The organism is Azoarcus sp. KH32C (genome assembly GCF_000349945.1).
Taxonomy (GTDB): Bacteria; Pseudomonadota; Gammaproteobacteria; order Burkholderiales; family Rhodocyclaceae; genus Aromatoleum.
The window spans coordinates 2601877-2624737 of record NC_020516.1 but is presented as its reverse complement, the minus strand read 5'-3'; the positions used below and the strand labels follow the sequence as shown (position 1 = coordinate 2624737).

The window sequence follows — 22861 nt, the reverse complement described above, 5'->3', positions numbered from 1 at the left end:
CCTATCTATAAACCAGGACCGGGATCTTCGAGTGCGTCAGCACCTTCTGCGTCTGGGATCCGAGCAGCAGTCCCTTCACCCCTTTGCGACCATGTGAAGCCATCAGGATCATGTCGCAGCCGTGCTGTATGGCGGCGGCAAGAATCCCCTCATAGGGTTCGTCGGCGACGGCACATGCGGATGCGCTCGGTACGCCGGCATCCTTGGCGAGGATTTCGGCGCCCTCGAGGACGTTCCGTGCCTGCTCATTGACCCGCTGATCCAACAATTCGGGGTCGAGCGCACGCATCAGCGATGCCTCGCCGTAGAGCGATGACTCCATGTCAGGCACCGCAAAGAAGAACGTGAGCCGAGCCTTCGTCTCGGACGCGAAAGCCACGGCCTTGCTTACAGCCTGGGCGGACAGTTCGGAGCCGTCGGTCGGAACAAGCAAATGACGAAACACGATGGAACCTCTAATGGGGACATCAGAAAAAAGAGGGGGCGCTGGCGGCACGCCCCCGCAACGTCTCTTGCACAGCGTCGCTAGGTCGCCGTCTGCAGTACCTTGCGGTTGCCCGCAGCGGCGGACTCCTCGCCGGCTTCGACAGCCTCTGTCGGGGCGTCGCCCGGCGCTTCGGACGAGACCTTGGCTGGACGCGATTCGCCTTGCAGCAGGAAGTGCGACAGGGCGGGAATCAGGATCAGCGCGCCGAGCATGTTCCAGACGAACATGAAGGTGAGGAGAATTCCCATGTCGGCCTGGAACTTGATCGGCGACCAGGCCCAGGTGATGACGCCGGCTGCAAGCGTGACGCCCACCAGCGCCACGACCTTGCCGGTGAAGGCGACTGCCCGCTGGTACGACTGGGCCAGGGTGAAGCCGAGGCGCTGCTGCGTGAGTTGCACTGACAGGAGGTAGAGGGCGTAGTCGACACCGATGCCCACCCCCAGCGCAATCACCGGCAGCGTCGCGACCTTGACGCCGATGCCGAGCCACACCATCAGCGCCTCGGCGAGGACCGATGTCAGCACCAGTGGCAACACCGCGACGACGACGGCGCGCCAGCTGCGGAAAGTGATGGCGCACAGTAGGATCACCGACGCATACACATAGAGCAGCATGGTCCGGTTCGCGTCGCGGACGACGATATTGGTCGAGGCGTCGATGCCGGCACTGCCGGCCGCGAGCAGGAATTGCCGTTGCGGCGTGTTGTGCTCGGCCGCGAATTCCTCGGCGGCCTTGACCACGCGGTTCAGCGTTTCGGCCTTGTGATCGGACAGGAAGGCCAGCAGCGGCGTCATCGAGCAGCGCGAATTGAGCATGTCGGCGTTCCACGCGATCGCGTTGTTGATCTGCGCGTCGATCACCGATTGGGCATCGGGCACCGTCAGCCACTTCGGATTGCCCTCGAATGCGCCCGAGGTGTAGGAGCGAACGGTGTCGGCGAGCGAGGCCGTTCGCTGCACGCCGGGCTGCTGGCGCAGGGTCCACGCGAGCTGATCGATCTCGGTCAGGGTCTCGTACGACCGGCATCCATCGTCCGGCGTCTTGACCATCACGGCGAAGACGTCGCTCGAGATCCCGTAGTTCGACGTAACGAAGGCGTTGTCTCGGTTGTAGCGCGAGTCCGGCCGAAGCTCCGGCGCCCCGGCATCCAGGTCGCCGATTTTCAGGTTCTGGGCGCCGAGAAAACCCACCACGCCGAGCACGGTTGCGACGGCGATCGCACCGGTCGCCCACTTTCGCTCGGTGAAACGGTCGAGGAAGCTCCAGACCTTGCCGAAGCCGCGGCCACCGCTCTCCTCGCGCTCTTCCGCCAGACTGCGTTTGGCCGCAGCGGGACTGACGCCGACATAGGACAGGAAGATCGGCAGCAGGATCAGGTTCGTCATGATCAGCACGGCCACGCCGAGGCTCGCCGTGAGTGCCAGTTCGCGGATGACCGGAATGTCGATGACCATCAACACCGCGAAGCCGACCGCGTCGGCCAGCAGTGCCGTCAGACCGGCGAGGAACAGCCGGCGGAAGGTGTAGCGCGCGGCCACCCACTTGTGCGCGCCGCGGCCGACGTCCTGCATGATGCCGTTCATCTTTTGCGCGCCGTGGGACACGCCGATCGCAAAGACGAGGAAGGGCACGAGGATCGAGAACGGGTCGAGGCCGTGACCGAGCGTGACGACGATCCCGAGTTGCCAGATCACCGCGATCAGCGAGCACGCGAGCACCATCGCCGTGCTGCGTATGCAGCGCGTGTAGAGGAAGATGATCAGCGCGGCGATCCCGGCCGCGACCAGGAAGAAGGTCATGACCTTCTCGAGGCCGCCGATCAGGTCCCCCGCCAGCTTCGCAAAACCGATGATGTACATCCGGACTTTCGGCGGGTTCGCAGCGTCGCCCGTCGCGTAGCGCTGACGGATGTCTTCGAGCGAGTTCGACAGCTGGTGATAGTCGAGCGAACTGCCGTTGCCGTCCTTCGCCAGCAAGGGCATCACGATCATGCTGGAGTGGTAGTCGTTGGCAACCAGACTGCCGACGAGCTTCGCGCGGGCGATATTGATTTTCAGGTCTTCGATCGACTTCGCACTACCGTCGTAGTCGTTGGGCAACACCGGCCCCCCCCGGAACCCTTCCTCGGTGACTTCGACCCAGCGTACGACCGGCGCGAACAGCGACTTCATCCAGGCGCGGTCGAGGCCCGGCAGCGTGAAGATCTCGTCATTGATCTTCGCCAGCGTGGCCAGGTATTGCGGATCGAAGATGTCGCCGTTGGGGTTCTCGACGACGACGCGAACCGAATCGCCCATGCCGCGCAGGTCGGGACGGTTTTCGATGTAGTTCTGGATGTAGGGGTGGCCCTGCGGCAGCATCTTGTCGAAGCTGGCATTGACGTGGAGGTCACGCAACTGGAACGCAAAGAACGCGGTGAGCAGCGCACAGGCCAGGATCAGGATCGGCCGGTTGTTGAAGATCAGCCGTTCGAGAAGATTGCCCGATGCGTCGTCGAAGTCCCGCGGGTCGGAAACGACTTTCATGGATTGGCGATTCATTGATGTGCTCATGCCACTACTGCTCCAAGTGGGGATCTGCCCGCACGCCTTCCGAACCCGCCAGCACGATGCCGCCCTGCGGCGAACCGACGATTCCGTAGTAGGCCATCGGATGCGCCGGCTTGACCGCTGCGAACGTCTTGCCGTGATCGACACTGCGCAGCACTTCGCCGCCCTGGGTCGCGAGAAGGACCTCGCCGCCGGGCAGCACGACGCCGCTGGTGATGCCCGCCGAAGTGCCGAGCGCAATCTTCTCCCACGATGCGCCGCCGTTCGCCGTGCGGAAGAGGCTGCCCCGCAGGCCGAACGCCAGCAGCGTGCCCGGTTCGAGGTTGAGGAGGCCGAATACGCTGCCCTGGTATGGCAGCGGGCGCGCGACGAAGCGCTTCTTCTCGGCATCGAAGCGCCAGACCATGCCGCCCTCGCCGGCCACATACACCGCTTGGCCGTCGCCGACGACGGTGTAGTAATGAAACTCGTCCGGATTGTCCGTACGGTCCATCAAGGGCATCCACGTCTTCCCACCGTCGCGGGTCTGGAAGATGCGATTGAAGGTCCCGACGACGTATCCGTCGGTCTCGTTCTCGAAGAACACCGCCATCAGCGGCTGCGTCCCGCCATCTAGCTGAAGGCGCTTCTCGCGCGCGACGAAGGCGGCGGTCTCGGGATTGGTCGCGGCCTGGGCTTCGAGATAGTGGACCGCGATCTCCGCAGCCTGTTTTCCGTCGAGCTGCTTGACCCAGGTCGCGCCCGCGTCGCTCGAATGCAGCACGACGCCGCCGTGGCCGACCGCCCAGCCGAGTTTCTCGGTCGGAAACGTGACGGCGACGAGATCGGTGCTGACGGGCACTTGCGCCTGCGTCCAGGTACTCCCGCGATCGTCGGAGAACAGGATGTGTCCGCGCTGACCGACTGCGACGAGCCGGTTGCCGGCAGTCGCGACCGCCAGCATCGGGCTTTGGGGCGCGAGGCTGCTGGCTACCGCCGGCCGGTCGAGCGGCCCCACGAAGGTCCATGCGGCCGCCGGTTGCGATGCCGCAAGCGCGGATCCGATGGCCAGCGCTGTAATTAATTTAAGGTGACGCAAGACGGTCCCCTCCTCTACCAAGGGTGCATGATGCGGCCAGCCGGACCGGGCCGCCCGCGCGATGGCGGCGCAGACCGGTCTGGGCCGCCGGGGACCTTAGCGAACGCCCTCGGCCGCCAGGGCCTCAGGCATGAAGAACGAGTTCGGCTTCAGCGGCGTCACCACCCAGCCGCCGCCGTCGGTCGGGTCGGTCTGATGTGCGTACATGCCGGTCGCGAGGTCGTGGGTCACGTACTCGTCGGTCGCATGGTGTCCCGGGGTCTCATACAGCGAGATCGGCAGGTTCAGCACGACACGGTAGATCTGGCCCGTCGAATCGTAGTTGTCGGCGATACCGACACCCGAGAAATCCTCGTCGAAATGGAACACCCGCTTCGGATAGACGTGGCGCTTGCCGGGCTTGAGCGTCGCCTCGACCACCCACACGCGATGCAGCTCCCAACGCATGCAGTCGGGATTGAGGTGGTTCTTCATGTGCCGGACATTCTCCGGACAGACCTGCGGATCGCGGATCTTGTAGGCGTTGTAAGGGATGTACATCTCCTTCTTGCCCACCAGCTTGAAGTCGTACCGGTCCATTGCGCCGAAGAACACGGCCGTGTCGTCCAGGACCCCCGTACCGCCGCCGGTTGGGCTCGGCGTGTCGTAGGAAAGATCGGGCGACAGCTTGACCCGCCTCTGCCCCGGCAGATAAGACCAGGCGCGGCGTCCGGTATCCAGCATATCGACCGAATCGCGCACCAGCACCTTCTCGCCGGCCTTGCGGTTCGGTGCGGAGTAATCCAGCCGCAGCGCCTCATAGATCTCGTTGCCCGAGATCGGCGTCGTGCGCTTCGGATCGAAGATCGGATACTGGATATACGCGGTCGAAGCGCCCGTCAGCGTGATGTTCCCCTGCGTATCCACGACCCGCGAGGACATCCCCGTCGTCGTCATCGCCGGTGCGTCGAACTTGAGCAGCCGATTCCAGACCACTTCGTTGCCCGTCTTCGGGAACGGGAAGGGCAAGCCGGGCCAGCAGCCTTCGAGTTTCAGGCCGTCGCTGCCGGTCTTGCACTCCGACGCGTTCTTCAGCGTGTTGTCCACATAGTATTTCGGATAATTCGCCGTCCGGTGGCCCGGATAGATATCGAGACGGTAGGTCGGGTATTTCTTCAACATGGCCTTGGTGCCCTCGGACAACTTGTCCGCGTACTTGTCCATGTTCTTGGCGTCGATCGAAAACAGCGGTTTTTCGCTCGCGAACGGATCGGGACGATGCGTCGGCTTTTGCGGATCGAAATTCGCCGGCGGAGTGACCGCGCCGGTCCACGCGGGGATCGAGCCGTCCTTGTTACCCGCGATTTCGGCGCCCCACGGGGTGCGCGTGCTACCCAGCGACTTGATCTCCTCCGGGGTGGCGGCCGCCAGTGCAGTGCCGGCGATACCTGCCGCCAGCAAGGCGGCGAGCGTCTTGATTCCTTGTGCCATCGTTGTCTCCTCAGGTGCTCTTAGAATGTGGTCTTGAACGTAACGGAAAGCCAGCCGCGATCGCGAATCGGCCCGTTTCCGTTGGACGATCCCTGTACCGTCGGCCCGATACCCGGCACGGCGAAGGCTGCGGGCGTGGCCCTCGGGTTGACGAGGCCGTAGTAGTCGATGTAGCTGATATCGAACTTGTACTTAGCCTTGTAGTCGGCACTCAGTCCGAGGCTCCAGCTGCCGGTGTCCTCGTTGCCGCCGAACGGGACCGGCGAATTACCCTTCAGGCCCCGGCTGTACGACATCGGCATTGACAGATCGACCCCCGGAAGCACCTGGAACCAGGTCGGCGAAAACGAGAGCTGCAGACCCCACGCATCGTCCGTCGAACAGCCATCGCGCCACGTGCCGCCCGCCGCACCGACCCTGTTCGTACACGTGTGATCGACGCTCTTGAAGTTCGCCGGATTGCCCCTGATCTTGTCGACCTTGCTGTACGTCAGTTCGCCCGAGACGCTCGCCATGTCGAACAAAGGGGTCTTGTTGATGATCGCAATCGCATTGACCAGTGCATGCCAGGTATCGCCCCGTGCGAGGTCCGTCGCACCGAATACGGTGTTCAGGACGGAGTTCTCGCGGTGGACGATCTCGGAGCCGATCGCGATGCCGCCCGCGATCTCCTTGGAAAGGCTCACACCCCACAGCTTCACGTCCTTGGCGTAGGCACTATAGAACCGGGTCGGCCCACTGGTGGTGCGAAGGAACTGGGGAACCTTGTCGTCGAATTCGCGATAGTAGACGCCGAAGGTTCCGAAGTCGGTGTTTGCCTTCGCATTCAGGCCCCAGTCGCCAGCGTCTTTGGGTTTGGCGTTGGGACCCGAGTCGATGTCGCCGACAAAGCGCGCGGTTGAAAACGGGCTGATCCGGGTTCCGCCCGAGAACAGGAAGTCGGTGCTGCCGAGATAGGTTCCGCCTTCGGGAAGGCGGAACGGCTTCCATTCGAACGCGTATTGCCCGGCAAAGGAGAAGGTTTCGTTGAGGCGGAAGAGTGCCGACAGCTGGTTTCGCGGCAGGAACAGTTCTTTCGCTTCGGAGCCCGGCGTGGCCAGCGACTTGCTGAAGTTCACCGCGCCCTGCGAGTACGAGACGCCGTGGATCGGCGTAAAGAGCGACTCACCCCAGTAGATATTGTGGCGGCCCAAGCGCACATCCAGCGGTGATTCTCCGAGGTCGATCCGGCCGAAGACGAACGCATCGAGCAATTCGCCGGAATGCGTGTAGTAGCGCTTGACGTCGTTCGTAAATCGATTATTCGGATATGCGGTTCCGAGACCCGCCGACTGATACGCCGGGTTACCTTCCACATGGCTATCGTACGCGTCGTCATACCAGGCGCTGCCGGAAACCCGGAAGCCGTAATTCTTCTTGAAGACGAAATCGAATTCGGAAAGCAGGTCGATGCGATTGGTGACGATATCGCCCTTGTCGAACTTGTATTCCCCCGCTTGCGCCGTCCAGGTATCGCCCACGGTGTTGTCGCGCTCGTTCATGCGCCAGCCGATGTTGTAGCGAACCTGATTGTCCCAACGGACTTCGAGGTCTGGATTATTGGTTTCGAACTGAAAGGCAGCCGCACCACCACTCCACAAACCTGCCACCGCCAACCCGACGACCATCGGCCGCAAGCAATGCAAGCGCGCCTCAAACTGAGCTTCCTTCATCTCCTTCCTCCTTATTTGTACGTCTTTCGAAGCCGGTTCTAATGGATTTGTACGGAAAAACCTGCCTGGTCTGTTTCGCTCCTCAGATTTCTCCGCGCCGGTTCATTGGTTAGGTGCTGCAGTGAAATACCCGGACATCGGGAGCAAGAACATGGATTTGTCTCCTTTGATCTCACGTCCTGCGTGTAGTGTTAAGGCTATCGACCGCCCGGTCGGTTGTCAATATTTTTTCGCGGAAAAATGAGGGGCGTCGCTGGGATTCGAGGGGGCGCGTGCGGACGATCGAGCGGCGCCGCCAGAACGGTCGTCAACGCCCGGAAACGCCCGTCCGCACTGGCGTTGGGCAGCAAAGGCTTACCCTCGTCGAGCCGACGCCGACGAGCATGCAGGGAGGTACGGATGGGAGCGCCGACGACGCGCGGGAGCGCCGGTGTGGCACAGCCACGACCGGCGTCCCGGAGGGTGTTACAAGGGGACCATCAGCTGGGGCGGACGTCCATCGCGTTGGCCCCACTCACCCATGCCGACAGGCCGCTGGTCAGCACGGCGCATACGATGGTTTCGGCAATTTCGGTTTCCGTGGCGCCCGCGGTGCGAGCGCCGTTGATGTGCACCGACGCAAGGGGGCTGTAGTCGGCCGCCAATACGGCGACGAGCATCAATTCCGAATACTTCGGGCCCAACGCCGTGCCGTTGATGGTCCCCTCCCGCATCAGGTAATACGCGTCGCCCCCGACGGGCAGCAACTCGATCAACTTGCCGAGCGACGGAGGCATCGAGCCGAAATAGCGCAGGAAATTCTGCTCCGCCTCATGCGGGCCGACTTCCATTTGCGGCATCGGAATTTCGCCTTCCGCTTGGGACGGATATTCCGAATCGAGGGTCGAGATGAACGAAAGCGCCGCCCCCTCGCCCCGCACGCTGCTCAGCACGACCGCCGCCGCCGAAGCCTCGTCGAACGTCAGCCCCAATTGACGGGCGCGCTTGAGTTCGCGCTGCGCCATTTCCCTGTATCCCTTGGTCGTGGCGGCCACCGCGACATAAAGCGCCTTGATCCTGGCCGGGATCGCCCCGTCGGTATCGACCACTTGGCGAAACCGGGAATATCCGGCCAAGGTATAAGGTGCAATTTTTCTCAAAAGCTTGGATTGCAACAACAAGCTCGAGGTATTCATCGTTGGTTGCTCCAAAACAGCCTCCTGTCCGTATATTTTCTATTGCGCAGTAATACCACCGTCGATCGTGATTTCCGATCCGGTGATATAGCTGGCTTCGTCGCTGGCGAGAAATACGATGGCGTCGGCGACCTCCGCCGGCTGGGCGAAACGCCCGAGGGGCGTGTGCCGGAGAAACTCTTCGGCAATCTCGGGATTCGCATACGCCGGCGCCGTCAGGGGCGTTTCCACGTGCCCGGGGTGAACCGAGTTGGCGCGCACGCCATTGCGTGCCTCCGCGCATTCGAGGGCGGTGACTTTCGTGAATAGGCGAACCCCGGCCTTGGCTGCGCAATAAGCCGATGCGTTCGGTCCGGCCACCAAGCCGCGAATTGACGACATGTTCACGATCGAGCCGCGCCCACCCTTGGCTAGCAGAGGCAGCGCGTACTTGGTGCCGAGGAAGACGCTGTCGAGATTGACCGCCAAGGTCGAGCGCCACTCTTCCAGCGAGGTTTCCTCGATCGAGCGAAAGCGGCCGAAGCCGGCGTTATTGACGAGGATGTCGAGTCGCCCGAACGCGGATTCGGCCTCCCGCACCGCGGCTCTCCAGCCCTCTTCCTGCGTGACGTCAAAATGAACCGCGCGATGGCCTGCACTGATCTCAAGGATCCCGGCCAGGGCCTTGTCGAGTAGCGCCCCGTTGCGGTCGGCAAGGATCACGGTGGCGCCTTCCTCGGCAAAACGCCGTGCCGTGGCCAAGCCGATTCCGGACGCCGCGCCGGTGACGAGGGCGATCTTGTGCAGCAGGCGATTCATAGCGCTTTCTCTTCTTCGCTCCGCAAGTCGCGCTTGGTGAGATCCAGCAAGCCAGCAAAGGTCGGATTGGTCCGGTCGAGGATGGCACGCATCCGCGTCTCGACGGCATCGTCGAACTTGTCCGTCGTCAGCAGGTAGAGCTGGTTGGCGCGAACGGCGCCGATGAGCTGCTCTGCGACGTCTTCCGGCGAGATCGCCCCAGCATAGAGGCTGGCCGCAACCGCCTTCAGCTCTTCGGTTTCCTCGGCCGCCCCGCCTTCCGGCTGCAAGTCTTGCGGGCGATTGCGCTCCGACTGATAGATCTTCGTATTCACGAGGCCCGGACACAACACCGTCACGCCGATGGGGGCGCCGATTTCCCGAAGCGAGGCATAGAGCCCCTCCGTGATGCGCACGGCCGCATGTTTGGCCGCACTGTATACGGTGGCACCCGATCCGCTGATCAGCCCGGCGACCGAGGCGGTGGTGACGATATGACCTTCGGTGCCCTGCGCCAGCATTCGCGGCACGAAGCTGCGGAAGCCGTGCGCGACGCCCATGAGATTGACGTCGAACGACCACTTCCAATCCTCGAGCGGATACTCCCAGACCGGTCGAAAGCGGCCCGACGGGACGACTCCGGCGTTATTGCAGAGCAAGTCGACGCTGCCGAACGTTTCGAAGGACGTGGCTGCAAGCGCCTCGACTTCTTCCGGCCGGGAAACGTCGGTGCGCACCGCCAGCGCACGATGGCCGGCGGCTTCGAGCGCGTCGCAGACCCGTTTCGCGGCGCTCAAATCGACGTCGGCGACGACGATCTTCATGCCCTCGCGCGCAAAGCGCCATGCCAGCGCCTCACCGATACCACTCCCGCCACCCGTTATTACCGCGGTTTTACCTTCGAAATTGATCATGTCTTCCTCCTGAGGTTTTGCCGCGACCTGTGGCCGCCGCTGGTTTTGATTTGGGTTAGAGCTGACGGGCGAGGCGCTGGCCTTCGAACAGCGCCTGGGACATCCGGCGCGGCGCCACGCAGTCGCCGATGGCATGCGTCTCTAGCCCGGACTTCCGCAACTCCGCAGCCAAGCCCGATCGCGATGAGCGTCCCGTCTGGACGACGACGAGATCGCAAGGCACGGCATCGACATGGCCGCTCGTGACGTTCATCAACGACGCGCTTTCGGCATTGACGCTCTCGAGTACGGTCAGCACGCGGAACTCGGTGCCGCCCCCGCCCAGACGCGCCAGCAGCGGTCCCACGCTCTCGGTCGGGATTGCGCCTGCGACGGTCGCAGACGGCGTCGCAATCGTCACTTGCCAGCCGGCGTCCATCAGGGATTCGGCGACGCCGTAGGTCCACCAGAAGGCACTCCCGTCGTCGACCATGACGGCGCGGCCGCTCCCGCTGGGCGCCGGCGCGCCGTTCTCGAGGATCTCGAACCAAGTCTTCACGTGGTCGCCGACCAGCTCTTCGCCGAGGGGGTTGGGCGCGGCACCGATCGCGACCACCGCGACGTCGAATGCCCCGCCGAGGTCATCTGCGCTGTCGATGCGCGTGTTGAGCTCGACCTTCACCGCCATCCGCCGCAATTCGCTCTGCAGGTAGTCGATCAGGCGGCGCAGGTCGCTTCGGTGCGGAAGGGACGCCGCGTAGAGAAACTGCCCGCCGAGGCCGTCCGTGGCTTCGAAGACCGTGACCGAATGCCCGCGTTGCGCGGCGATGCGCGCCGTTTCGAGACCGGCCGGGCCGCCGCCGATCACCGCGACGCGGCGCGGCTCCGGCGCGGGGCCACGATCCATGAACTCGGGCACCATTTCGCGTCCGGCCATGGGGTTCACCGCGCAATGCAGATGCGGGGAGAAAGACCGGCATTCCTGATTCAGGCCAATACATTGCCGGATGCGGTCGACCTGGCCATTCGCGACCTTGGTCAGCCAGTCGGGGTCGGCGATGAAGGCCCTCGCCATGCCGATGAGGTCGGCCTGCCCTTCGGCAAGGACCCGCTCCGCGACTTCGGGCGTGGTGATCCGCTGCCCGACAATGACGGGCAACTCGGACGCCTTACGGATGATTCCGGCGGCCCGCGCCGCGGTCGCCTCGGGCGCGGTCACGTCCTTCACGTACAGCCCGCGGGTGCCGAGGGTGATGCTCAAGTAATCGGTGAGGCCATCTTGCGCGATGGCCTTGCTGATCTGGACGGTATCTGGGATTTCCATACCGTCGGCGATTTCTTCGTCGGCGCTCAGGCGCAATCCCAGCAGAAAATCCTCGCCGCAATGCTTGCGAATCGACTCGATGACTTCGCGCAGGAAGCGCAGGCGCTTCTCTGGCGTGCCGCCGTAGCGATCGTCACGGTGATTGGTCGCCGGAGACAGGAATTGCCCGACGAGATAGCCGTGCGCACCGTGAATCTCGACGCCATCGTGGCCGGTACGCTTGAGGTTGCCGGCCGAGACGCCGAAGGCTTCGACGATGGCGGCAATCTCGTCTTCTTCGAGCACGTGCGGCGGAAACGGATCGCGGGGCGAGCGGATGGCGGAGGGCGCCACCGGCGCGTTGTCGAACTCGCCGCCGATCATCTCGCGCCCGAGGTGCACGATCTGCCCGACCACTTTCACGCCATGCGAGTGGATCACGTCCACGCGCCGCTTCAGGCCCTCGAGGACGGCCTCGTTATACGGCTCCACCAATTTGCGCGAGCGGATGGCCGAGGTCGGGTGAACGATCGCCGCCCCCGTGATCATCATCGCCGGCCCTGACCTCGCACGGGCTTCGTAGTACGCAATGTCTTCATCGGTGATGCCACCGTCCCGCACCATGCTCGTCCCGTGCGGAAGCATCACGAGTCGATTGGGCAGGGTGATTCGTCCGAGCTTCAGCGGCTCGAAGAGTCTCGGAAAGTCACGAGACACAGGCTTTGCTTCCATCGTTCCTCCTCGTGGTTCGTATCGTTGAAGCCGCTCGCGACCTCACTGCACCAGCGCGCCGCCGTCGATCACCAGTTCGGCGCCCGTCGTGTAGGACGCGTCGTCGGACGCCAGGTAGAGCACGCCGGCGACGATCTCGCGGATCTGTCCCAGGCGCCCGAGCGGAATGCGCGAGAGCCGCCGGGCCACGGCTTCGGGGTCGGCGCAGGCTGCCCGCAACATATCGGTGTCGATCGGACCCGGATGAATCGAGTTGCAACGGATGCCGTCCTTCGCATGCTGTCCTGCGGTGACCTTGGTGAAGGTCCGGACGGCTGCCTTGCTGGCAGCGTAGGCCGCTTCCATGATCTGCGATTGCCCGAGCGCCGCGAGCGACGAAATATTGACGATCGAGCCGCCGCCGACACGGCGCATCTGCGGAATCACGTGCTTCGTCCCCAGGAAGACGCTTCTTGCGTTGATCGCCATCACCCGGTCCCACTCTTCGACGGTGCGTTCCTCGATGGAGCTAATGCTCGGAACGATGCCGGCGTTATTGACAAGGATGTCGAGCTTGCCGAAGACCTTGACGCTTTCATCGACGACCCGGCGCCAGTCGTCTTCCTGCGAGACGTCCAGATGAAAATATCGCGCCCTTTCGCCCGCGGCCTGGATCTCCTGCACGACGGCCGCCCCGGCTTCGTCGATGATGTCGCCGAGGACCACGGCGGCGCCTTCCTTCGCAAATACGCGCGCCGCTTCGGCGCCAAATCCGCGGGCGGCGCCGGTAATGAGCGCAACCTTGCCTTCCAGCTTCCCCATCCTCATCTCCTCGATTTACCCGACACGGGCTTCGCGAACTTCACGCAGGCCCGACGGCACCACCGGTTCTGCGGAGTTCGCTTCCGACTTGTGCAGCATTTCGTGCGGCAATGAATTCGACGCACGCCAGAACATCCAGCCGCCCATCAGCGAAAAGAGGACGGAGAAACTGATCGCGTAGCGCAGGGAATGCTCGGCCATCCCCATGTGCGCGACCAGCGCGTCGCTGAGCAGGCCCGTCACGAAGGGCCCCAGCCCCAGGCCGAACAGATTGAGCACCAGCATCAATACGGCAGACGTGAAGGCGCGCATGTTGGCGGGCACGAGCAGGTGGGCGATGGCGATGATCGGTCCGTAATAGACGAGCATGAGGGTCTGCGATACGGCGCCCAATGCCATCGACAGTTCGGCAGAAGCGACGAAGTATTGGCACAGCGCGAACGGGACCATGACGAACAAGGCGATGGCGACGACGCGGGCCCGCGCTCGCGGATCACTCTGCCCGAAGTGGTCCGAGAGGCGCCCGCCGAGATACATGCCCGCAGCACTGCCGAAGCCGTTCACGAGCGCCAGGTAGAGCGAGGTCTGCGCCAGGGACATTTCGTGAACGCGCACATAGAACGGTGCGCTCCAGCTGTTGACCGAATACCACGCGAACGCATGGAACGCGCCGGCGACGACCAGATAGCGGTAGGTCTTCAAGCCCCAAAGTCTGCTCAATGCCTGCCTGGCGCTCGGAGCCGGCGATGCCGTTGCCGGGACGAAATCGAATTGCCCGCGCAGCGGTTCACGCATCGTGAATGTGAGGATCGGCACGAGGACCAAGCCCACTAGACCGACGACCGCAAACGCCATGCGCCATCCAACGGCATCCGCGAGGGCGCCGGCAACCGAGAATCCGAACATCATCCCCACTGGCAGCGACAAGCCCCAGACCGACAGGGCCGTCGCCCGCTCCTTGGCCGGATAGAGATCGGCAATCATCGAATGCGTCGCCGGGATGCTGCCGGCTTCGCCCGCGGCGACGCCGACGCGGTAGAACAATAGGCTCGTGAAACTTGTCGCCAAACCGGTCAGCGAGGTCATGCCGCTCCAGATCGCCAGCGACCCGGCGATCAGGTACTTGCGCGTCCAGCGATCAGCCAGACGCGCAATCGGCAGCGACAGCGTCGAATAGAACAGGGCGAACGAGAGTCCCGTCAGCGCCCCGAGTTGTGAATCGGACAGCCCCAGGTCCGCCTTGATCGGCACCTGCAGGATCGAAAGGATCGTCCGGTCGATGTAGTTGAACACCGACACCATGAACAGAAGAAAGAGAACGTAGCGACGCTGCCCGGCACTGATCATCAGCCTGCTCCAGCCAGAAATTCGTTCTTGGGTTGTCCGGCCAGGACTGCGTTGGGAACAGTTCCTGGCCCCCTGCCCTTACTTTGAGTACGCCTTGATGCTCGAATATTCACGCCCTTCGTATTTCCGGCACTCGAGCCGCGCGACCGTGCGGCAATGGACCTCGTCGGGGCCGTCGGTGAGACGGACGATACGCGTGTTGGCGTACATCTCCGCCAGACCGAAGTCCTGCGACACGCCGCCACCGCCGTGGGCCTGGATCGCCATGTCGATGATGCGCTGCGCGACCTGCGGTGCGACGACCTTGATCATGGCGATTTCGCCGCGCGCGGCCTTGTTGCCGACCGTATCCATCATGTGCGCGGCCTTGAGGCACAGCAACCGCACCATCTCGATGTCGATGCGCGCATGGGCGATGCGCTCCTCCCACACCGAATGCTCATGGATCCGCTTGCCGAAGGCCTCGCGCGACATCAGGCGGATGCACATCCGCTCCAGCGCCACTTCCGCCGAGGCGATGTTGCGCATGCAGTGATGGATCCGCCCCGGTCCGAGGCGGCCCTGGGCGATCTCGAAGCCGCGCCCCTCGCCGAGGATCAGGTTTTCCGCCGGTACGCGGACATTGTCGAGGATCACCTCGAAGTGTCCGTGCGGCGCGTGGTCGAAACCGAACACGTTGAGATGGCGAACGACGGTGACCCCGGGCGTATGGCGCGGAACCAGGATCATCGACTGCTGGCGATAGGTCTCCGCATCCGGATCGGTCTTACCCATCACGATGAAGAACGCGCAGTGGGGATGGCCGGCGCCCGACGACCACCACTTGTGGCCGTTGATCACGTACTCGTCACCCTCGCGGCGGATCTCGGTGCGGATGTTGCGCGCATCGGACGACGCCACCTTCGGCTCCGTCATCAGGAAGGCGGAGCGTGTCTCGCCGTTCGCGAGCGGAAGCATGAAGCGGCGCTTCTGGTCGGCCGTGCCGTAGCGATGCAGCACCTCGAAGTTGCCAGTGTCCGGCGCCATGCAGTTGAACACTTCGGAAGCAAAGGACACGCGCCCCATCAGTTCCGCGATCGGTGCGTACTCGACGTTGGTCAGGCCGATGCTCGTGAAGAACTCGTCGTCGTGGTCCGACGGCGGCATGAAGATGTTCCACAGTCCGGCAGCGCGCGCCTTCGCCTTGAGTTCCTCGAAGACCGGCGGGGTTTCCTTCCAGCGGTCAATCGTCGCGGCTTGCTGGTGATAGTCCGGAATCGCGGGATAAATGTGCTCGTCCATGAAGGCCCGCACCCGCTCCATCCACTCAAGTGATTTCTTCGATTGCTCAAAATGCATTTCTGGCGACCTCTGTGAATTGACGATGCAACCCGGACCCGAGATGTGCGGCGGAGCAGCCCTGCAAATACGCGTGTCCCGACATGAGCCCAGACTACTCGACCGACCGGTCGGGTGTCAAGCTGTCGGCACAAGACCGGTCGCTTGCGTCATCGCCGCCTTTTTTCGTGCCGGTCCCGCCCGTCGCACCGGTGTCCCCCCCGGCGACACGCGGATTGCACCCACGGCAGCGGCCCGAGCAGGTGTACTTCATCCGGCTCGGAATCAGCGGGCAGACCAACGACGTCGGGTCGTCACCTGAGGCCACACGCCAGCCACCTGCGTCGGCTCGCAATTTCGATCGCACCATGCCCCTCCACCCGATTTATCGCGCAATCACAATACACGACCGTCCAGTCGGTCGTCTATAATCGGTGAGGCCCCATCCACACGAGGAACGGCACCCGATGGACTTCGACTATTCCGAGAAAGCAGAAACCGTCCTGGGCGTACTGCGTCACTTCATGAAGCGACGCGTCCTGCCGGTGAATCTGAAATGGCACCAGTGCGCGACCCGCGGCGAATACCCGCTGGAGGTGATCGACCCGCTCAAGGCCATCGCTCGCGAAGAGGGCCTCTGGAACCTGTTCCTTCCCGGCCTGCGCGACGGCGAGCCCGGCACGCGACTGAGCAATGCCGAATACGCCCCCCTGGCCGAAGCCATGGGCCGGGTGCCGTGGTCCGCCGAGGCCTTCAACTGCAGCGCGCCCGACACGGGCAACATGGAGCTGCTGCACCTGCACGCCACCGGCCTCCAGTACGAGCGCTGGCTGCGCCCCCTGCTCGAAGGCCGCATCCGCTCCTGCTTCGCGATGACGGAGCCGGACGTTGCCTCCTCGGACGCCACCAACATCCGCACGACCATCCGGCGTGACGGCGAGGACTACGTCGTCAACGGCCGCAAGTGGTTCGTCACCGGCGCAGCGCACCCGCGCTGCGCCTTCGCGATCGTGATGGGCCAGGTCGGGGACGGCGCGGACGGAGAGGCGCATGGACGCCACTCGATGATCATCGTCCCGATGGATACCCCCGGCGTGACAATCGTGCGCAACATCCCCGTGATGCACCATCTGGCACCCGAAGGACACTGTGAAATCGTGTTCCGCGACGTCCGAGTCCCGGCGGAAAACCTGCTGGGCGAAGAAGGCAACGGCTTCGCGCTCGCCCAGGCCCGACTGGGGCCGGGCCGCGTCCACCACTGCATGCGCACCATCGGTCAGTGCGAGCTCGCGCTCGAAATGATGTGCGAACGCGCACTCGAACGGCGCACCTTCGGCAAGTATCTGAGCGACTTCACCAACATCCAGGACTGGATCGCCCACTCCCGCGTCGAGATCGACCAGGCGCGGTTACTCGTGCTGCGTGCCGCGTGGCTGATGGACCAGCGCGGCAACCAGGCCGCGCGCGTGGACGTTTCCGCGATCAAGCTCGTCGCCGCCCAATTGCAGACGCGCATTCTCGACCGCGCGATACAGGTCTTCGGGGCGATGGGGCTGACCCCGGACACGCCCCTGTCGCTCCTCTGGACCTGGGGCCGTGCGATGCGCTTCTTCGATGGTCCGGACGAAGTCCATCTACGCGTGCTGGCCCGCAGCGAGTTGGACAAGGCGAAGGCGAACCGTGGCGGAACGGCTGCCTACTATCTGCTCGAATAAGGCGATCCCAAAATGGAAAAACTTGGTCCTGGAAGCAACGTCGACACGCTGCAAGTGCTGGCAATGATCCCGCGCGACAACTTTCCCGTCATCGTCGATGCCGGCAGCGGCATCGGCCGCCAGACGCTCGCGCTCGCCGGCCGTCTGCAGACGAAGGTGCACGCCATCGACACCGCCGCAAAGCACCTCGACAGCCTGAGCCGCTATTCGGCACAACTCGGCATCGAGCATCTGGTGCAGACGCATTGCATGGACATGGCCGACATCCCGGCCATCTTTCCCGCAGTCGATCTGTTGTGGTCCGAGTGCGCCGCCTATCACATCGGCTTCCCCAATGCGCTGGCCACCTGGCTCCGCGCGATCCGTCCCGGCGGATATGCGGTCGTCAGCGAGCTCTCATGGCTGCGCGACGAGGTGCCCGACCACGTGCGCGCCTACTTCCGGAGCGGCTATCCCGACATGCGCACCGTGGACGAGAACCTTTCGATCGCGTGCAACACCGGCTACGACGTGATCGCGACGCACGTGCTATCGACGGCGGCCTGGGTCGACGGCTACTACGACAAGCTCGAGCCGCTCGCGCAATCCCTGCTGCAGCATCCGGACAAGGCGGTGCGGGCATTCGCCGCACAGACGCTGGAGGGAATCCGGATATTCGATTCTGCCGAGGACAACTACGGCTATGTCTTCTACGTCCTCAGGAGACCGGAATGCGATATCGCTAACGGTTAGCCGTATGTCGCCCCATCTCGTCGACGCGCGTCGGGGCGCCTCAACACGACTTCAGCCAGTGTTCCCGCACTCGCGCAATTGCTGATCGACACCTCCCCGTCGGCGGCCAGTGCCACGCTCCCGGGCCCATATGGAAGCTGCGAAGAGCTTCCTGGCTTTTCTATCATCGCCCGTCGCCACTGAAGCCATGAAAAAGAGCGGTCTGGATCTACCGCCCGCGTCGGACCTGCTGGGCAACGGTCCGATGCCTGGAGTCTGGGCCCGTTGCCGGCTGGCAGCATTCACACGATGCCAACATTGGATTTGGCCTTCCAGCTCGCAGACTTGGCGGTCGAGTTCCTTCAAGTGGTCGCCAAGGCGCGCGAGCAGCTGACAGAACACTCTTGGCAGATCGCCCTCCATGTTCTCCAGTATCTCCGGCAGACGCTTGGGAATTTGCTTGACCCCCTGCGCAATGACGATGCCGTATTCGAACAGGAGCCCGCGGATTTGATTGGCTTGGGCCGTGCGCGCCTTGACGAAACCCTTGCCGGGCCCGATGCAGCGCCAGTACTGCTTGCTGCTCGCACTGGCCGCCAGCGCGACACGGCGTCGCGTCGCCGCACTCGGCTGCGCCCGATCCTCTCAACGTGCGGTATACCCGCCATCGACGACTAGTTCCGCCCCGGTCATGAAGCTCGATGCGTTGGAGGCGAGGAACAGCACCGCGGCGGCGATCTCCTCGGCGCGGGCCAGGCGACCGATGGGATGGAGCCTGGCCACCGCCTCGACCATGGCCTCCCCGTCCTCGCGCGCGCGCAGGCTGTTGTCGATGGCGGGCGTATCGGTGAAGCCCGGATGGATGGAATTCACCCGGATCCCGCTTGCCGATTCGCCGAATTCCACCGCGGCGGCCTTGCTCAGCAGGCGCACCGCGCCCTTGGTGGCCGAGTAGGCGGTGGTGCCGGCCATGCCGGCGATGCCGAGGATGGACGAGACGTTGATGATCGACCCGCCGCCCGCTGCCTTCATCGCCGCCGCCGCGTGCTTGATGCCGAGAAAGACCGATTCGCAATTGACCGCCATCATGCGTCGCCACTCGTCGAGGGTGATCTCGGTCACCGGCTTCAGCATGCCGTAGCCGGCGTTATTCACCAGCACGTCCACTCGGCCCCATTCGCGCACGGCTTGGCTCACGATGTCCTGCCAGCACGCCTCGTCGGCCACGTCCTGGACCGCGGTGACGAGTGCCCCGCCGCTCCCGGGCTGACTCCTGATCCGCGTCGCGGCCGCGTCGAGTGCCGCAGTATCGATGTCGGTCATCAACACCCGACCGCCTTCGCGGAGAAACGACTCGGCGACCGCCGCGCCGATTCCCCGTGCCGCCCCGGTCACGATGCAGACCTTGCCCTGCAGTTGTCCCATGTCCCTCACCTCCGTCTCTTTTCGCACATGCCGCCCTCCGCCACGACGGCGGCGGGCCGTTGTCAGTCTCCGCGGGTGCGGCTCGGCTACCGGTTCAGGGAGGCGCCGACGCGCGCCGAACTTCGCCTGCCCCGGCCTGCGCCGCGCGCAGCTTCCGCGCCTCGCTGCGGAGGTACTGGCGGATGTCGGCGAGCTCGCTTTCCCCGAGTTCCTCGAAGCTCGGCATGCCGCGCGCTACGAGGCGGCCGTCGCGCACGACGGCGAGGAAGGCTTCCCGCGAAGGCCGGTCCATAGAGCGCCATCGATGCCAGAAGCAAGGCCGTACGGCTCATTGCGGCAAGCCGCTTCATTTCAGGGTGCCCGGCTTGCTAGAACGCGGTGATCGCGGCGCTGGGGCGCGAGGCCATACGGTCGTGCCAGCGGGCCAAACGTTGATGGCCGGGCGCTAGCCCCTGCCCCACCAACGCGCCAAACTCGATGAAGCTGAACAGCAGGATGTCGGCCACGCTCAGGGTCTCGCCGGCGATGAAGGGCCGCTCGCCCAGTTGCCCTTCGAGCCACGAGAGGCCCTCGCGGGCGGTGGCCTTGAGATCGTCGGCCGCCACCGGCAGGCAATGGGTCCGGCTCTCGAACAACTGCAGGCCTTCGGCGCCCCGAAAGCCCTGCGTCATCGGCTGCACCACCTTGAGATCCACCCGGCGCCACCACATGCGCGTGCGCGCCCGGGCTTCCGGTGTAGCGCCGATCAGGGGCGGCTCGGGGTGGCGTTCTTCGAGGTACTCGCAGATGGCCGTGGTCTCGGCGAGCGCCGTGCCGTCGTCGAACTCCAGCACCGGGATCTCGCCGGCCGGGTTGATCGAGAGGAAGGGTTCGCGCCGGTTTTCACCGGCGATGATGTCCACCCGGGTCATCGGCAGGTCAAGGCCCTTTTCGGCGATGAACATCCGGACCATCCGGGGATTGGGACCGATCGAACTATAGAGCTTCACGCAGCTTCTCCAATGCATGGCGTATGGGTTGTATGAGGCTCCGAGGATCGCGCGTCCGCGGCCTGATCGCGGATATCCCCTTCGGCTTATCCGGCCGCGCCCGACGGACGCGCCTCAGCCGCGAACCCGTACCGACTCTTGCCCCCAGGGTGCGGCGTTCGCCGACTTGTCCTGGAAGCCTTGGGGCAATTCCTCGGTCATGTCCCATGCTGCGCCGAGGCGGCCGTAGCCGATGAAATACGCGATGAACATGCCCAGCTCGACGATTTCGGCTTCCGTGTAGTGCTGGCGAAGCTCCGCAAACGTCTCGTCGCCGATGGAGAAATGATCGTTCGCGGACAGGTCGGCATAAGCGATCGCCACCTTTTCGGCGGCGCTGAGATCGGGCGCCTCGTGGGGCTTCTCGAGCGAACAGACCATGCCTTCCGTCAGGCCATCGTCGACCGCCGACTGGTAGCGAATGGCCATGCAACTGCGGCACTGGTTATGAAAGGCGATGCGCAGTCGAACCAGTTCCAGCAAGCGGCGCGGCAAGGTGTGGCTGCGCCACAGCGTGCCGCCGAAGGCGACCAGCGCCTTCGCCAATTCCGGCGCGTGAGCCATGATGCGAAGGAGCCCCTGCTCGAGGGGCGTCGCCTCCTCCGCTCGGGTCAAGTCCCGCAGATCGGCATCCCATTGTTCCGCGGGCAATTTCGACAGTCTTGTCATATCCATTTCCTTCGTTGGTGATTCCGGCGCGAGGCCGGGGTGGTCGTCCGCCGGACCGGCGTCTAGAACTGCACGCGCTTGGTGTAGCCGCCGTCGATGACCACGTTGGTCCCGGTGATGTAGGAGGCGGCCGGGCTGGAGAGGAAGACGACCGCGCGGGCCACATCCTCCGGCGCGCCGAAGCGGCCCAGGGGCATCTCCGAGAGGGTCTTCTCGTAGAGCTCGGGCATCGCGCCCTTGATCGTTTCCCAGTTGCCGCCGGGATAGGAGATGGGGCCCGGCGAGACCATGTTCACGCGGATGTTCTTCGGCGCCCACAGCTGCGAGAGCTGCTTGCCGTAGGTGAGGATCGCCGCCTTGATGGCGTTGAAAGCCTGCGGGTAGATGAAGGTTTCCACCGCAGCGGTGCTCGACATCAGGATCACCGATCCGCCGCCGGCGGCTTCAAGCGCCGGCTCCAGCGTCTCGCACCCCTTTACCGCCCCCATCATGTCGAGGCGGAAGGTGAGCTCCCAGTCCATGGTGCCCTGGGCGCCCGACGAGCTGGCGTTGTGGATGAAGATGTCGCAGCCGCCCAGTTTCTCGGCCGCGCCCTTCAGCCACGCCTGGTAGGCGTCGAGGTCGTTCATGTCGAAGGCGTCGCCGACGACCTGGCCGCCGCCGGCCTTGAGCTTGTTGATGGTTGCATCGACGCGCTTCGCGTCGCGCGAGAAGAAGGCGATGTCGCAGCCCTCCGCGGCGAAGATTTCCAGCGCGGCAAGGCCCAGCCCGCGGCTGCCGCCGTTGATGATGACTTTCTTGCCTTTGAGTCCGAGATCCATGGTCTTTCTCCTGTTGGGGGTCGCAGCGCCTCAGGGCGCTTTAATGGTTTGGGTGGTGGTTTCGACGGCGGACGCCTTGGCCCAGGCGAGTCCGCGCCGCAGCAAGTCGTAGAACACCGGCAGGTCCCAGGCGCAGCGCTCCACGCTGGGCCAGTACTCCATCAGGGGCTGCAGGTCGTAGTGGCCGCGGCAATGGCCCAGCGTGAGGTAGAGCACCGCGCCCTGCCCCAGCGGCCGCAGGTACATCACCGGGTGGCGCGCGCGGCGCCATTTGGCGCGCACGAAGCCGCTGGCCTCGCCCTCGAACTCGGTGTCGAGCAGCACGTGCAGATCGGCATGAACGTCCGACAGATAGAGCTCGTCGCTGGTCTCGAAGGGCGCGATGCCGCGCGTGAGCTCGTGGTCGGGGTCGGCGACGTCGACACGGTAGGGCGCGATCGGCGGGTGGGCGATGAACTGCGAGCCCAGCGTTTCCATCCAATGCGGTGCCCAAGCGGGCGAATCGACCAGCCCGTTGTCGAGGAAACGCAGGATCGAGTTGGTGCCGTGCAGGGCGTACCAGCGCCCGCCGGCCGCCACCCACGCGCGCAGAGCCTCCTGCTGCTCGAGGCTGGGCATGACGTCGCAGGTGTAGGTGACGAGGAAGTCGGCATTGCGGATCGCGTCGAGGTTGGCGTAGTCCTCGAACACGCGCACCCGCACGCGCTCGTCCTCGCCGAGGAGCTTCAGCAGCTCCAGCCGCGCGAAGTCGATGTCGTGGTACTTGCCGGAGGCGACCAGCACGCAATCGATGCGGCCGCGCGGCACGGCGGCGGTCTGGGAGAGGTCGGTCATGAAATGCTTCCCGC

The 22861-nt window shown here is 64.4% G+C and carries 20 protein-coding genes and 1 pseudogene; 2 read left to right on the top strand and 19 right to left on the bottom strand.

Annotated elements, in window-relative coordinates:
• Window position 1: 1 nt before the first annotated feature.
• The 12 genes from AZKH_RS11435 to AZKH_RS11380 form a co-directional block, all read right to left on the bottom strand.
• Window positions 2-445, bottom strand: a complete 444-nt coding sequence (locus AZKH_RS11435) for a universal stress protein (RefSeq protein WP_015435929.1) — start codon at window positions 443-445, stop codon at window positions 2-4.
• Window positions 446-525: 80 nt separating this feature from the next.
• Window positions 526-3030: an RND family transporter gene (locus tag AZKH_RS11430; protein WP_369795058.1), complete on the bottom strand. Its 2505-nt coding sequence runs from the start codon at window positions 3028-3030 to the stop codon at window positions 526-528.
• Between the two features lie 16 nt (window positions 3031-3046).
• Entirely contained in the window at window positions 3047-4117 is a 1071-nt protein-coding gene (locus AZKH_RS11425) for a YCF48-related protein (RefSeq protein ID WP_015435927.1), read from the bottom strand.
• Between the two features lie 96 nt (window positions 4118-4213).
• Entirely contained in the window at window positions 4214-5587 is a 1374-nt protein-coding gene (locus AZKH_RS11420; protein WP_015435926.1) for a DUF1329 domain-containing protein, read from the bottom strand.
• 20 nt (window positions 5588-5607) lie between these two features.
• Window positions 5608-7299 carry a DUF1302 domain-containing protein gene (locus AZKH_RS11415; RefSeq protein WP_015435925.1) on the bottom strand — a complete coding sequence of 564 codons (1692 nt, stop codon included), beginning with the start codon at window positions 7297-7299 and terminating at the stop codon, window positions 5608-5610.
• A 479-nt stretch (window positions 7300-7778) separates the two neighbouring features.
• Window positions 7779-8489, bottom strand: a complete 711-nt coding sequence (locus tag AZKH_RS11410) for a carboxymuconolactone decarboxylase family protein (RefSeq protein ID WP_015435924.1) — start codon at window positions 8487-8489, stop codon at window positions 7779-7781.
• 24 nt (window positions 8490-8513) lie between these two features.
• Window positions 8514-9272, bottom strand: a complete 759-nt coding sequence (locus tag AZKH_RS11405; protein ID WP_015435923.1) for an SDR family NAD(P)-dependent oxidoreductase — start codon at window positions 9270-9272, stop codon at window positions 8514-8516.
• On the bottom strand, window positions 9269-10165 hold the full coding sequence (locus AZKH_RS11400) for an SDR family NAD(P)-dependent oxidoreductase (RefSeq protein WP_015435922.1): 897 nt from the start codon (window positions 10163-10165) through the stop codon (window positions 9269-9271). The genes AZKH_RS11405 and AZKH_RS11400 overlap by 4 nt, the downstream gene beginning before the upstream one ends.
• A 55-nt stretch (window positions 10166-10220) precedes the next feature.
• Window positions 10221-12179 (bottom strand): FAD-dependent oxidoreductase, encoded by a 1959-nt coding sequence (locus AZKH_RS11395; protein WP_015435921.1) that lies wholly within the window; start codon window positions 12177-12179, stop codon window positions 10221-10223.
• 42 nt (window positions 12180-12221) lie between these two features.
• Window positions 12222-12980, bottom strand: coding sequence for an SDR family NAD(P)-dependent oxidoreductase (locus AZKH_RS11390; RefSeq protein ID WP_015435920.1), 759 nt, complete (start codon window positions 12978-12980; stop codon window positions 12222-12224).
• A gap of 15 nt (window positions 12981-12995) precedes the next feature.
• A complete protein-coding gene (locus tag AZKH_RS11385; protein ID WP_015435919.1) occupies window positions 12996-14327 on the bottom strand; it encodes an MFS transporter in 1332 nt (443 codons plus the stop codon).
• Window positions 14328-14405: 78 nt separating this feature from the next.
• Entirely contained in the window at window positions 14406-15665 is a 1260-nt protein-coding gene (locus tag AZKH_RS11380; protein ID WP_015435918.1) for an acyl-CoA dehydrogenase family protein, read from the bottom strand.
• A 446-nt stretch (window positions 15666-16111) separates the two neighbouring features.
• On the opposite strand from AZKH_RS11380, the gene AZKH_RS11375 reads away from it, so the two are divergent.
• The gene (locus tag AZKH_RS11375) at window positions 16112-17359 is read left to right on the top strand and encodes an acyl-CoA dehydrogenase family protein (RefSeq protein WP_015435917.1); all 1248 of its coding nucleotides are present in this window, start codon (window positions 16112-16114) and stop codon (window positions 17357-17359) included.
• Window positions 17360-17371: 12 nt separating this feature from the next.
• On the top strand, window positions 17372-18091 hold the full coding sequence (locus tag AZKH_RS11370) for a class I SAM-dependent methyltransferase (protein WP_015435916.1): 720 nt from the start codon (window positions 17372-17374) through the stop codon (window positions 18089-18091).
• 234 nt (window positions 18092-18325) lie between these two features.
• On the opposite strand, the pseudogene AZKH_RS27675 reads toward AZKH_RS11370, so the two are convergent.
• From AZKH_RS27675 to AZKH_RS11335, 7 genes and pseudogenes are all read right to left on the bottom strand, one after another.
• Window positions 18326-18656: pseudogene (locus AZKH_RS27675) on the bottom strand (IS110 family transposase); the annotation flags it as partial.
• A 59-nt stretch (window positions 18657-18715) separates the two neighbouring features.
• The gene (locus AZKH_RS11360; RefSeq protein ID WP_015435914.1) at window positions 18716-19495 is read right to left on the bottom strand and encodes an SDR family NAD(P)-dependent oxidoreductase; all 780 of its coding nucleotides are present in this window, start codon (window positions 19493-19495) and stop codon (window positions 18716-18718) included.
• 94 nt (window positions 19496-19589) lie between these two features.
• Complete coding sequence (locus AZKH_RS11355) at window positions 19590-19787, bottom strand: hypothetical protein (protein ID WP_015435913.1); 198 nt, start codon at window positions 19785-19787, stop codon at window positions 19590-19592.
• Window positions 19788-19863: 76 nt separating this feature from the next.
• A complete protein-coding gene (locus AZKH_RS11350) occupies window positions 19864-20484 on the bottom strand; it encodes a glutathione S-transferase family protein (RefSeq protein ID WP_015435912.1) in 621 nt (206 codons plus the stop codon).
• Window positions 20485-20598: 114 nt separating this feature from the next.
• Window positions 20599-21192: a carboxymuconolactone decarboxylase family protein gene (locus AZKH_RS11345; protein WP_015435911.1), complete on the bottom strand. Its 594-nt coding sequence runs from the start codon at window positions 21190-21192 to the stop codon at window positions 20599-20601.
• A 62-nt stretch (window positions 21193-21254) separates the two neighbouring features.
• Window positions 21255-22013, bottom strand: coding sequence for an SDR family NAD(P)-dependent oxidoreductase (locus tag AZKH_RS11340; RefSeq protein ID WP_015435910.1), 759 nt, complete (start codon window positions 22011-22013; stop codon window positions 21255-21257).
• 30 nt (window positions 22014-22043) lie between these two features.
• Window positions 22044-22847 carry a ThuA domain-containing protein gene (locus AZKH_RS11335; protein ID WP_015435909.1) on the bottom strand — a complete coding sequence of 268 codons (804 nt, stop codon included), beginning with the start codon at window positions 22845-22847 and terminating at the stop codon, window positions 22044-22046.
• Between the last annotated feature and the right edge of the window lie 14 nt (window positions 22848-22861).